This window comes from Pseudomonas sp. NBRC 111119 (assembly GCF_001320125.1).
In the GTDB taxonomy this organism is placed as follows: Bacteria; Pseudomonadota; Gammaproteobacteria; order Pseudomonadales; family Pseudomonadaceae; genus Aquipseudomonas; species Aquipseudomonas parafulva.
In genome coordinates this window covers 14,657-27,193 of the sequence record NZ_BCAV01000061.1, presented here as the reverse complement: position 1 = coordinate 27,193, position 12,537 = coordinate 14,657, and the positions used below count along the sequence as shown (strand labels likewise).

The 12,537-nt window shown below is 62.2% G+C and carries 10 protein-coding genes and 1 pseudogene; 7 read left to right on the top strand and 4 right to left on the bottom strand.

What is annotated here, in order from left to right:
- Positions 1-4: 4 nt before the first annotated feature.
- Positions 5-784: a peroxide stress protein YaaA gene (yaaA, locus tag APH25_RS20935; RefSeq protein WP_060483245.1), complete on the top strand. Its 780-nt coding sequence runs from the start codon at positions 5-7 to the stop codon at positions 782-784.
- A 23-nt stretch (positions 785-807) separates the two neighbouring features.
- Here the strand turns inward: yaaA and APH25_RS20930 are convergent, their stop codons facing one another.
- The 4 genes and pseudogenes from APH25_RS20930 to APH25_RS20915 all read right to left on the bottom strand — a co-directional run bounded on the left by APH25_RS20930 (position 808) and on the right by APH25_RS20915 (position 3,043).
- On the bottom strand, positions 808-1,077 hold the full coding sequence (locus APH25_RS20930) for a hypothetical protein (RefSeq protein ID WP_154660100.1): 270 nt from the start codon (positions 1,075-1,077) through the stop codon (positions 808-810).
- 121 nt (positions 1,078-1,198) lie between these two features.
- Positions 1,199-1,726 (bottom strand): annotated as a pseudogene (locus tag APH25_RS20925) (ABC transporter ATP-binding protein); the annotation flags it as partial.
- Entirely contained in the window at positions 1,723-2,505 is a 783-nt protein-coding gene (locus APH25_RS20920; RefSeq protein ID WP_060483243.1) for a hypothetical protein, read from the bottom strand. The gene APH25_RS20920 and the pseudogene APH25_RS20925, both read right to left, overlap by 4 nt.
- 100 nt (positions 2,506-2,605) lie before the next feature.
- Positions 2,606-3,043, bottom strand: coding sequence for a hypothetical protein (locus APH25_RS20915; RefSeq protein WP_060483242.1), 438 nt, complete (start codon positions 3,041-3,043; stop codon positions 2,606-2,608).
- 908 nt (positions 3,044-3,951) lie between these two features.
- Here APH25_RS20915 and APH25_RS20910 point away from each other — a divergent pair.
- The 6 genes from APH25_RS20910 to algG all read left to right on the top strand — a co-directional run bounded on the left by APH25_RS20910 (position 3,952) and on the right by algG (position 12,528).
- Positions 3,952-5,268 carry a nucleotide sugar dehydrogenase gene (locus tag APH25_RS20910; RefSeq protein WP_028635233.1) on the top strand — a complete coding sequence of 439 codons (1,317 nt, stop codon included), beginning with the start codon at positions 3,952-3,954 and terminating at the stop codon, positions 5,266-5,268.
- A gap of 70 nt (positions 5,269-5,338) precedes the next feature.
- Entirely contained in the window at positions 5,339-6,820 is a 1,482-nt protein-coding gene (locus APH25_RS20905) for a glycosyltransferase family 2 protein (RefSeq protein ID WP_060483241.1), read from the top strand.
- Positions 6,821-6,856: 36 nt separating this feature from the next.
- Entirely contained in the window at positions 6,857-8,023 is a 1,167-nt protein-coding gene (locus tag APH25_RS20900) for an alginate biosynthesis protein Alg44 (protein WP_060483240.1), read from the top strand.
- Between the two features lie 21 nt (positions 8,024-8,044).
- Positions 8,045-9,478 carry an alginate biosynthesis TPR repeat lipoprotein AlgK gene (gene algK / locus APH25_RS20895; RefSeq protein WP_060483269.1) on the top strand — a complete coding sequence of 478 codons (1,434 nt, stop codon included), beginning with the start codon at positions 8,045-8,047 and terminating at the stop codon, positions 9,476-9,478.
- Complete coding sequence (locus APH25_RS20890) at positions 9,475-10,950, top strand: alginate export family protein (protein ID WP_060483239.1); 1,476 nt, start codon at positions 9,475-9,477, stop codon at positions 10,948-10,950. Before algK ends, APH25_RS20890 begins: the two co-directional genes overlap by 4 nt.
- Positions 10,951-10,968: 18 nt before the next feature.
- Positions 10,969-12,528: a mannuronan 5-epimerase AlgG gene (gene algG, locus APH25_RS20885; RefSeq protein ID WP_060483238.1), complete on the top strand. Its 1,560-nt coding sequence runs from the start codon at positions 10,969-10,971 to the stop codon at positions 12,526-12,528.
- Positions 12,529-12,537 lie beyond the last annotated feature (9 nt).

The following is a 12,537-nucleotide window of genomic DNA, read 5'->3' as shown; positions in this document are numbered from 1 at the left end:
CCCGATGCTGACGGTGATTTCCCCCGCCAAGACCCTCGACTACGACACCCCGCCGGTGACCGAGCGTTTCACCCTGCCCGCTTACCTCGATGACTCGCAGGAACTGATCGGGCAGCTGCGCGAACTGAGCCCGGCGCAGATCAGCGAACTGATGCACCTCTCCGACAAGCTTGCCGGCCTGAACGCCGCCCGCTTCGGCAGCTGGACGCCGCACTTCACCCCACAGAACGCCAAGCAGGCGTTGCTGGCCTTCAAGGGCGACGTGTACACCGGGCTGGCTGCCGAAACCTTGGGCGAGGACGACTTCACCTTCGCCCAGGGCCACTTGCGCATGCTCTCGGGCCTGTACGGCCTGCTGCGCCCGCTGGACCTGATGCAACCCTACCGCCTGGAGATGGGCACCAAGCTGGCTAACGCCCGCGGCAAGGACCTGTACGCCTTCTGGGGCACCCGCATCAGCGAATGGCTGAACCAGGCCCTGGCCGAACAGGGCGACGACGTGCTGCTGAACCTGGCCAGCAACGAGTATTTCAGCGCAGTGAAACGCAGCGCGTTGAACGCCCGGGTGATCAACGTCGACTTCAGGGACCTGAAGAACGGCCAATACAAGATCATCAGCTTCTACGCCAAGAAAGCCCGCGGCATGATGACCCGCTTCGCCATCGAAGAGCGCATCAGCGACCCAGCGCAGCTCAAGCAGTTCGATGTGCAGGGGTACTACTACAGTGCCGAGCAGTCGAAAGCGGATCATCTGGTGTTTTTGCGGGATCATCCTGGCGAGTGAGCCCGGTTGCGAGCGGGCTGGTGTCAGGGCAGTCGCACGTACCCTGACCTCAGCCCGGCCACTTCCAACCCCTGTGGCCATATCGAGCCAATGCTCACCGGCACCTTGCTCGGCAACTGGTTGGGGTGCTCACGGAACCACACATAACTCAGCCCTGCCTTGTCTTGCTCAACGGCATCGGGTGGCACTACCCATACCCGGTCCTTGCTCGAAACCAGCACTTCAACCTGGGCACTCATGCCCAAGCGCAGAGGTCGGCCGGGCTCCAGCGAAGGCAGATCGATGTCCGCCACCAAGTCGTACCAGGCGTCTTGCGCCCCCTCGGTTCTGGGCAGCTGTGCAATATGGGCAACCCGGCCTTGGAAAACCTGCCCGGCGACTGTGACCCGGGCCAGCTGGCCTTCATGAACGGTAGGCAGGTCCTGTATCCAGGCTGCCGGTAGGCTCGTCCGCCACCAATAACGCGGGCTCGGTTACCAGAGCCCGGGCGATGGCAACACGCTGGCGCTGGCCACCCGATAGCTCGGCAGATCGTTGCGGGCCAAGCTCGCCAATACCTACCGCTTCCAGCTGGTTCTGGGCGAGCACCCGGGCTGCTGGCAAGCGCAACCCACGGTAGGAAAGCGGCAGCGCGACGTTATCCAGGGCGGACAGACGCGGCAGCAGGTTAAAGCTCTGGAAGACGAACCCGATCAGACGATTGCGCACGACAGCGCACTGGTCCGCGCTGGCCCCTGTCATGTCATTACCCACCAACTGCACACGGCCAGAGCACGGCCTGTCCAGCAGACCGATCAGGTTCAGCAGCGTACTTTTGCCTGAACCGGATGGGCCGACAATGGCGCACGTTTGCCCACTTGGAACAACTAGGTTGACGTCCTTGAGCACGGGCAACCCGGCATGGAAGCGGCTCACCTCGATGAGGCTCACGATGGCGCTCATGCGAGGCCTCCGGGCTTGATCGATGGATCAATCGGCGGATGCGCTTTTTCAGCCTCATCTTCGAGTTTACGCACCGTTTTCAAGATCATTTCGATCAGCGGATCGTCTTCGCTGCTTTGTCGCTGGTCTGTTTTGCCGATCAGCAGCGTTAAGTCGATTTCATAGTTACCGAAGCCTGCCTCCATAATGGGGGGCAAGCCTTTGTAATACTGAATCATCTCTCTCAGCGCATCGTCTCTATAACCGGTGTTGTCATACTCACTGTTAGCTTTATCGACGATGTAGTGTGTCCATAGCGCATAGCGATGACTGAGTTCCGTGCTCGCGGCCAAGCGTTCGTTGTGTGTAAAATCATCGCCTTCGTCGTAACCTATTAATGCAAGTTGTTCAGTACTCAGGCCTTTAAAAGGATTCTCGCCACTGCCGTTGAGAAAGTGGGTCGCACGCTTTGCGCGGTCCAGGAGTTCCGGGTCATCAGTGCTGGGAACAAATGCGTCATGCAGCGGCTTGGTTGAGGTGTATCCTCGTCCTCCCAACTCCATCTGAATCCGCGAGCCCAGCTTGGCAAGCTCCTGACGACTCAGTTGGCTATCACGAAGCGCTGCACGCTCCGCTGCAGCAGCCAGCTGACGTGCCAGGGCAGATACCCCAGAACGCACCTCACCCTGGTCGACCACTGTTGATACGGCGCTAGAGACTGCATTGTTCGCCGGTGACTCTGACTGGATTTTCTGTACCGCCCACTGAGATGACGGACTATTTTTTTGGATGCTGTCCATTACTACACCATTCGCTAATTACACTTGAAAAATGCTCGCCTGTAGGCCCCACCCTGCATGCCTATAATGGCAAGTGACAGAGTGGGGAATAGGGAGAGGTTTATTTCATTGTGAACTCAGCTTTCCAGGCATAGTTGGCTCTAAATCCGGAGTTGACTGCAGTACACACAGCGCCGCCGGTCGGTGTGGCAGTCTTGTTCCATTTCGGCTGTTTGACGCCTCCTGACATCATCATCACAAACGTCGTGCTGAACGCACATGTTTTGCGTCCGATTGAGTAACGAATCATCGCACTGTTCGTATCAGGGCTTACCAGCCGCTGTACTGTGAACCTGATGGTTTCACCTGGTTTCACCTCCTCGTGAGGCTTCGGACTGGCAATCTGGTACGTACTCGTCTCATTGGCATTCGTCAGCTGAAGCTTCACCGGCTCAGTGCCAAGGTTCCTGAAGGTCACTTCGACCGGTGGCCCGGCAAGCGCTGTACTCGCCGCAAGCAATGCGGCCGCCGCACAAAGGATTCGGGTAAATGTTTTCATCGGTATCAAGCCTCGTCTCTTCCCTGTGGTTATGGGTGAGACGCCGTCATGGCAATAGCCACGGGGTGCCAGAGACGCTCCTTCGTACACAGTCATCCTCGACGACGTCCAGTGTGGTTGACGGCCATCGTGATAAAAACCTTAGCGTCCGAAGGGTCTTCAGTCGTAACAGGATATGCAAGCGCACCGCTAAACCTGTGTCAGCGCTACAAAAATTTGACGCCAAAAAATAAACATCACTGTGAAAATTTCATAACGCCATCATGCCGCTTAACCCTTTTTGCAATTTTTTTATTAAAAAGATAGCGATACTGGCAAAAATACATCTAGAAACAATTCCGCCCCGTATATACGGGGGTTTGACCGAACAGTGCTATCAAATTGAAACTACCTGATGAAGATCGATAATTGAAAGATCCTTCATGCAGCCCTATCCCATCGCGGAACTTACCTTCTTGAGGCCGCTCATAGTGCCGTAACGATATTCATGCCCCCGGGTTGTGAGAAATGACGTACAGATGAGCAGGCAGGCTTAAACGCCTCAACCTGAAACTTCCGACCGGCCAGGCGACCGCGTTCGCAACGGCTGTTCATGCAGGAGAAACGCGCCCGACACATCGTCCACGTGGTTGATTTCAAAGGTTTTTTTCAACTTGAAAGAACAAGCACTGCAGCGCGCCAGGTAGCGCACTGCAATAAAGACGACGACAGAGCAGGGCCTGTTTTTAATTAACGGCTTAATGCTGCCTACTTGCAGTGCATCTTCAAATGCGCTGAACAACTTACTTTATCTGCGCTTGGCGAAGTGTGCATCTGCCATGCCCCCTTGCGCCCAGAAATTGCGGTTGATCCACCCAGTTCGACGCTGGCGAACAGTGTCGGCATGATAAACACATGAGGTGATAGCGATGCGTATCAGCATCTTTGGTTTGGGTTATGTAGGTGCAGTCTGTGCAGGCTGCCTCACGGCACGTGGCCATGAAGTGATCGGTGTGGACGTGTCCGCTACCAAGATCGACCTGATCAATCACGGCAAGTCGCCCATCGTCGAGCCGGGCCTGGAAACGCTGCTGCAACAGGGGATCGCCAATGGCCGCCTGCGCGGCACCACCGACTTTGCCGAAGCCATCCGCGCCACTGACGTGTCGATGATCTGCGTGGGTACGCCGAGCAAGAAAAACGGCGACCTGGGCCTGGAGTACATCGAGTCGGTGTGCCGTGAAATCGGCTATGTGCTGCGTGAAAAGGCCAGCCGCCACACCATCGTGGTCCGCAGCACCGTGTTGCCGGGCACCGTGAAGAACGTGGTCATCCCGATTCTGGAGGACTGCTCGGGCAAACGCGCCGGCATCGACTTCGGCGTGGCGGTGAACCCGGAGTTCCTGCGTGAAAGCACCGCCATCAAGGACTACGACCAGCCGCCCATGACCGTCATCGGTGAACTGGACAGCGCCAGCGGCGACGTGCTGCAAGCCCTGTATGAAGAACTGGATGCCCCGGTCATCCGCAAGTCGGTCGAAGTGGCCGAGATGATCAAGTACACCTGCAATGTGTGGCATGCCACAAAGGTCACGTTCGCCAACGAGATCGGCAACATTGCCAAGGCCGTGGGTGTGGATGGCCGCGAAGTGATGGAAGTGGTGTGCCAGGACAAGGCGCTCAACCTGTCCCAGTACTACATGCGCCCTGGCTTCGCCTTTGGCGGCTCGTGCCTGCCCAAGGACGTGCGCGCCCTCACCTACCGCGCCGCCAGCCTGGACGTGAAGGCGCCGCTGCTGGACTCGCTGATGCGCAGCAACGAATCCCAGGTGCAGAACGCCTTCGACATGATCGAAAGCCACGACAAGCGCAAGGTCGCCCTGCTGGGCCTGAGCTTCAAGGCAGGCACCGACGACCTGCGCGAAAGCCCACTGGTGGAATTGGCCGAACGCCTGATCGGCAAGGGCTACCAGCTCGATATCTATGACGAGAACGTGCAGTACGCCCGCGTCCACGGGGCCAACAAGGAGTACATCGAGTCGAAGATCCCGCACGTGTCCTCGCTGCTCAACGCCGACTTCCAGAAGGTGATCGACAACGCCGACATCATCGTGCTGGGCAACCGTGACGAGCAGTTCCGCGCCCTGGCCCAAAAGGCACCGGCGGGCAAACAGGTGATCGACCTGGTGGGCTTCATGAGCAAGCCAACCAGCGCCCAAGGCCGTACCGAAGGCATCTGCTGGTAACGGCCGGGCCAGGCGACGCGGGCACCTCCCCGCGTTGCCTCTACTTCTGAATTCTCCACGGATGCTGAACATGCAAAGGCTTCAGACAGTGCTGTTGCAGTGCGCCGGTTGGCTGCTCTACATGAGCCTGCTCATGCTGATCGCCCTGGCCCTGCCAGCCGACATCTTCGACGCGCAGTCCAAGCACTTCATCTTCCTGGTCGGCGCAGTCGGCATCTGGCGCTACTCCATGGGCGCCACCCATTTCATCCGCGGCATGATCTTTCTCTACGGGGTGTACCCGTACCTGCGCCGCAAGGTGCAGCGCATGGGCAAGGCCGCCGACCCCTCGCATGTGTACCTGATGGTCACCAGCTTTCGCATCGAAGCACTGACCACCGCCCAGGTGTACAGCTCGGTGATCCGTGAAGCGATCAACTGCGGCTTCCCTACCACCGTGGTGTGCTCACTGGTGGAGATGTCCGATGAACTGCTGGTGAAGAGCCTGTGGGCCAAGTACAACCCGCCGCCCCACGTCACCCTCGACATCGTGCGCATTGCCGGTACCGGCAAACGGGACGGCCTGGCCTACGGCTTTCGCGCCATCTCGCGCATGCTGCCGGACGAAAATGCCGTGGTGGCGGTGATCGATGGCGACACCGTGCTGGCCGACGGCGTGGTACGCAAGACCGTGCCCTGGTTCAAGCTCTACCCCAACGTCGGTGGCCTGACCACCAATGAGTTCTGCGAAGTACCCGGCGGCTACATCATGAGTGAATGGCACAAGCTGCGCTTCGCCCAGCGCCACATCAACATGTGCTCCATGGCCCTGTCCAAGCGCGTGCTGACCATGACCGGGCGCATGTCGATGTTCCGCGCCAGCGTGGTGACCGACCCCGAGTTCATCGCCGACGTGGAAAGCGACTCGCTGATGCACTGGCGCCTGGGCCGTTTCAAGTTCCTGACCGGTGACGACAAATCCAGCTGGTTCAGCCTGATGCGCCTGGGCTACGACACCTTCTATGTGCCGGACGCAGCCATCAACACGGTTGAGCACCCGCCGGAAAAGAGCTTCTTCAAGGCCAGCCGCAAGCTGATGTACCGCTGGTACGGCAACAACCTGCGGCAGAACTCCCGCGCACTGGGCCTGGGCCTGCGCCGGCTGGGCCTGTTCACCGGCATCGTGCTGTTCGACCAGCGGGTGTCGATGTGGACCAGCCTGCTGGGCCTGACCGTAGCGGTGATCGCCAGCCTCAAGTTCGGCCTGGCCTTCTTGCTGGTGTACCTGCTGTGGATCGGCATCACCCGGCTGATCCTCACCATCATGCTGCTGTGCTCAGGCCACAGCGTGGGCCCGGCCTACCCGCTGATCCTCTATTACAACCAGATCATCGGCGCGCTGATGAAGATCTACGTGTTCTTCCGCCTCGACAAGCAGTCGTGGACGCGCCAGCCCACTGCCCTCAAGCGTGACCTCGCCAGCTTTCAACAATGGTTCAACACCTGGTCCTCGCGGGCCATGACCTTCTCGGCCGCCAGCATCTTCGTCGCTGTGCTGTTCATGGTCGTGTGACCCAACCCGGATCGGAACTTACAGGAACAGAGCCCCATGAATACCGCCGTGAACGTCAACGTCGTGCATGAGTCCGAAGCCCAGCGCCAGCATGCCCGGGTCCGCATCCCAGCCAAGCTGCGTTTCCTCGATGCCCAGCGCCAGCCCCACGAAGTCAAGGTCGAGGACCTGTCCGCGGGTGGCCTGAGCTTCCATACCCAGCAGCCGCTGGCCGTGGGCGAGGTGCTGCGGGGGCGGCTGCAGTTCACGGTCGACAACCTCGGCTTGTCGATGGACATCGAGTTCCAGGTACGTGCCTACAACGCAGGCGACGGCCGCACCGGTGCGCAGTTCCAGAACCTGGAACCCCGCGATATCGCCACCTTGCGCCACCTCATCACCAGTCACCTGTCCGGTGAGCTGATCACCCTGGGCGACGTGCTCAGCACCCTGCAACGCGACAACTTCACCAAGGCGCGCAAGCAGAAGGACAGCGGCAGCGGCCTGACCCCTTTTGGCCGCTTCAAGGCGGTCAGTGTGACCCTGGGTGTGTTCGTGGTGGGCATCGCCGCCTTTGGCTTTGTCGCCAAGTCGCTGTACGGCATGTACTTCGTCAGCCGCGCCGAAGCCGGCGTGGTCGCCGTGCCCGCCACCACCATCACCATGCCCCGTGACGGCACCGTCAACAGCCTGGTGCAGGGCGGCGGGCAGATCGGCAAGGGTGCGCCGCTGGCCAGCTTCACCACCAGCATGCTGGACATGCTCAAGGGCAGCCTGGACGACGCACAGCTGGAACCGGCCAAGATCGAAGAGCTGTTCGGCAAGCAGCTGTCCGGTACCCTCACCAGCCCCTGCGACTGTGTGGTCGCCCGCCAGTGGGTGGACGACGGCCAGTACGCCGCCAAGGGCCAGCCGATCTTCCAGCTGATCCCGCGCACCACCACCCCGACCGTGGAAGCACGCTTCAGCTACCGCCAGTTCGACGAGGTGAAGCCAGGCACCCGGGTCAACTTCCAGGTCGCCGGTGAAGACCAGGTGCGAACTGGCCAGATCGTCGGCAGCAGCAGCCTGAACAGCGAAGACCTGGCTGCCGACATCCGCGTGCAGATCAAACCCGACAGCGGCTTGCCGGCAGAGCTGGCCGGGCGCCCGGTGGCGGTCAGCAGCGACCGTGGGCCCTCGTTGAACGGGCTGTTCGACAGCGCTCAAGCCCGTGGGTTGTAAGGGGAGCGCGTGATGAACTGCATGCCGCCGCTGCAAGGGCTGTGCCCTCGCCCCTTCACCTGGTGCACGCTCGCCCTGGCCGTGACCTTGGCCGGCTGCGCGGGCCTGCCCGACCAGCGCCTGGCCAACGAAGCCCTCAAGCGCGGGGACACCGCACTGGCCGAGCGCAATTACCAGGCCCTGGCAAACCTTGGCTACAGCGACGCCCAGGTGGGGCTGGCCGACATCAAGGTGGCCACCGGCAACCCGGCGCAGCTCGAACAGGCCGAGGCGACCTACCGCGCTGCCGCAGCCACCTCGTCCCGTGCCCAGGCGCGCCTGGGCCGCCTGCTGGTGGCAAAGCCCGGCAGCACCCAGGCCGAACGCGAAGAGGCGCAAACCCTGCTCAAGCTCGCCGCCCGCCAGGGCCAGGGCAACACCCTGATCCCGCTGGCGATGCTGTACCTGGTGTATCCGCAAAGCTTCCCCAGCATCAATGCGCAGAAACAGATCGACCAGTGGCGCACCGACGGTTACCCGGAGGCAGGCGTGGCCCAGGTGCTGCTGTACCGCACCCAAGGCACCTACGACCAGCATCTGGACGAGGTCGAACAGCTGTGCAAGGCCGCATTGGCCACTGCCGACAGCTGTTATGTGGAACTGGCCACCGTCTACCAAAAACGCGGCCAGACCGAGCAGCAGGCCGCCCTGCTCAAGCAGCTCAAGTCGGCTTACGCCCGCGGCGCCGTGCCGGGCACCCGGGTAGACAGCGTGGCCCGGGTGCTGCCTGATCGCAGCCTTGGCCACACCGACGAGAAAACCGCCCAGGCACTGCTCGAACGCATCGCCCCGGCCAACCCGGCGTCCTGGGTGAGCCTGGCGCAGTTGCTGTACGACTTCCCTGAGCTGGGCGATACCGACCGGTTGCTGGCCTACCTCGAAAAAGGCCGTGACGCGCAGCAACCCCGCGCTGACCTGCTGCTGGGCCGCCTGTACTACGAAGGCAACCGCGTACCCGCCGACGCGGCCAAGGCCGAACAGCACCTGCAAGCGGCCGCCGAGGCCGGTGAGCCCAGCGCCCGTTACTACCTGGGCCAGCTGTACCGCCGCGGCTACCTGGGCAACGTCGAGCCGCAGAAGGCACTGGACAACCTGCTGGCCGCCGCCCGCGGCGGGCAGAACAGCGCCGACTATGCCCTGGCCCAGTTGTTCAGCGAAGGCCACGGCGTGCGCCCGCAGCCCGCCGACGCCTGGGTGTTCGCCCAGCTGGCCCAGGCCAACCCTACGCCGCAGTCTGCCGAGCTGCTGCAGCAACTCGACCAGCAGCTCACGCCCGAGCAGCGCGACCAGGCCCAGCACACGCTCGCCCAGGAAACCCAGGCCCGCAGTGCCATGGCGCAAGGCGCCAACAGCATTCTGGCCCTCCAGGCCCTGCAGGGCGATGAACAAGACGAAGACGCCGAGGATTCGCTATGACGCTCAATGCCTTCATGAAAGCCGGCATCGGCCTGAGCTTCGCCCTGCTATGGTCCTGCCCCACCCTGGCGCAGCTGACCGCCGACAAGAATTTCGGCCTGGAAGTGAAAGTCACTGGCCAGTCCGAAGACGACCGCGACCTGGGCACCCGCCCCGGTGGCGACGTCAATGGCCTGGGCCTGGACCTGCGCCCTTGGGTGTACGGCGAGCGCGGCAACTGGAGCGCCTACGCCATGGGCCAGGCGGTCACTGCTACCGACACCATCGAAACCGACACCCTGCGCCAGAACGACGACGGCACCACCACCGACACGGCTGAAGACAGCCGTCAGCCAGACAAAAGCTACCTGGCCATGCGTGAGTTCTGGGTAGGCTACAGCGGCCTCACCGCCTACCCCGGCGAGCAACTGCGCCTGGGCCGCCAGCGCTTGCGCAGCGATGACGGCATGTGGCGGGACACCAACATCGAAGCCCTCAACTGGACCTTCGACACCACCCTGCTCAAGGCCGACCTGGGCGTTGCCCAGCGCTTCAGCGAATACCGCACCGACCTCACCGAACTGGCGCCACAGGACAAGGACCGCACCCACGTCTACGGCAACATAGCCACCCAGTGGACACCTGGACACTGGGTTGGCCTGCGCGCCCACCATACCCATGACAGCGGCAGCCTGAAGCAGCCGGGTGAAACCGTTGATGCGCTGGACAAGACCCGCACCGGCGACCTGACCTGGCTGGGCCTGGAAGCCAACAGCGACGCCTACAACTGGCGCAACGATCACAGCATCAACTACTGGGGCAGCCTGACCTGGCTGACCGGTAACCGCGACACCCTCGGCAGCCGCCAGGTCGGCGGCCAGCAAGTGGCCAGCGGCACCCAGCGCGGTGACGTGAATGCCTGGGCCACCGACCTGGGTATGCGCCTGCGCCTCAACCCGCAGTGGCAGGTCGGCGCCGCCTATGCGCGCGGCAGTGGGGGTGGGGACGACGGCGGCAACAATTTCGAGCAAACCGGCCTTGAGAGCAACCGCTCCAACTTCACCGGCACCCGGTCGCGCGTGCACCGCTTCGGCGAAGCGTTCCGCGGCGAGCTGGGCAACCTGCAGGCGGCCACCCTGTTCGCCTCCTGGCAACTGCGCGACGACTACGACGCCAGCTTCCTCTACCACAAGTTCTGGCGCGTGGACGGCAAGCAGAATATCGGCTCCAGCGGCATCAATGCAGTGGTCAACGACAACGGCGTGAACCGCCCGCTGGTCGATGGCGAAAAGGACCTTGGCCAGGAAATGGACGTGGTCGTCACCAAGTACTTCAAGCAAGGCCTGCTGCCGGCGTCGATGAGCCAGGCCATCGACGAGCCCTCCGCACTGGTACGCCTGCGCGCCGGAGTATTCAAGCCGGGCGATGCATACGGCAAGGAGGCGGACAGCTACATGCACCGCGCCTTCGTCGATGTGATCTGGCGTTTCTGAGGCCGCAAGGGGATTGCCATGAACCTTCATCCACATTTGCGCCACGGCCTGCTGGCCAGCGCCCTGCTGCTGGCCAGCGGCCTGGTCGCCGCCGCAGAGCCGCGCCTGCTGGCCAAGGAACTGCAGCAGGCACGCACTTATACGGTGTCCAGCGCGCCGACAGAACCGCTGCACATGGACCCGCCCACGCTGCCCGACCTTTCCGGCTACACCGCGCAAGCCGTGCAGAGCAAGATCGACCGCAGCCACCCGGGCAAGGTCACGGTGCGCCGCATGTTCCAGGAAGACAGCCTCAAGGAGTTCGTCGGTGGCGACAACAAGGCCGCCGAGTGGGTGCAGCGCCAGCACGGCATTCCACAGGCCATCTTCATCGATGACGGCCATGTCGACCTGGCGCAACTGAGCCGCCAGGTGCCCAGGCAGTACCTGAACGAAGTGCAGCCGGGCGTGTACCTGGCACGCCTGCCCATCGTGGTCGGGCGCAAGGGCACGCTGGAGATCAACAGCAAGGTCAGGCAACTGCGCCTGTCCGAGGAAGGCGGTGCGTTTCTGGTAAACGACGGCAAGCTGTTCGTCACCGACACCCAGGTGACCGGCTGGCGCGAACGAAGCAACGGCCCGGCCACGTTCCGCTCGCCCAAGGCGTTTCGCCCGTTCCTGCTGTCGTGGGGCGGCACCGAGACCTACATCGTCAACACCACCATGGCCAGCCTCGGCTATGCCAAGTCCAAGTCCTACGGCGTGAGCATTTCGCAGTACACGCCCAACCTGGCCAGGCGCATGGGCCGGCCCGAGCCGACCGGCTGGATCATCGGGTCGCAGTTCAGCGACATGTGGTACGGCTTCTACTGCTATGAAACCCGCGACTTCGTGGTGAAGGACAACACCTACCGCGACAACATCGTCTACGGCATCGACCCGCACGACCGCTCCCATGGCCTGATCATTGCCGGCAACACGGTGCATGGCACGCGCAAGAAGCACGGCATCATCGTGTCCCGCGAGGTGAACGACAGCTGGATCATCAACAACAAGAGCTTCGACAACAAGCTCTCCGGGGTGGTGATCGACCGTAACAGCATCAACAACCTGGTGGCCTACAACGAGATCTACCGCAACCACACCGATGGCATCACCCTGTACGAAAGCGGCGACAACCTGATCTGGGGCAACAAGCTGGTCAACAACCGCCGCCACGGCATCCGCGTGCGCAACAGCGTGAACATCCGGCTGTACGAAAACGTCGCCATGGCCAACGGCCTGGTTGGGGTGTACGGCCATATCAAGGACCTGTCCGACACCGACCGCGACATCGCCCTGGACCCGTTCGATACCAAGGTGTCGCTGATTGTGGTGGGCGGGCAGCTGGTGGCCAACGGCTCCGGCCCGCTGTCTATCGACTCGCCGTTGTCGGTGGAGCTGTACAAGGTGGCCATGCTGGCCCCGCGCAAGGCCAGCGGTATCACCCTCAGTGGCGTGCTGGGCCAGCGCCAGGACGAAATCCTCGACCTGCTGGTGCGCCAGCAGAAGGCTGTGCTGATCGACCCGGTCGAACGCCAGGCCGAAATGATCGATTAAGGAAGCCCC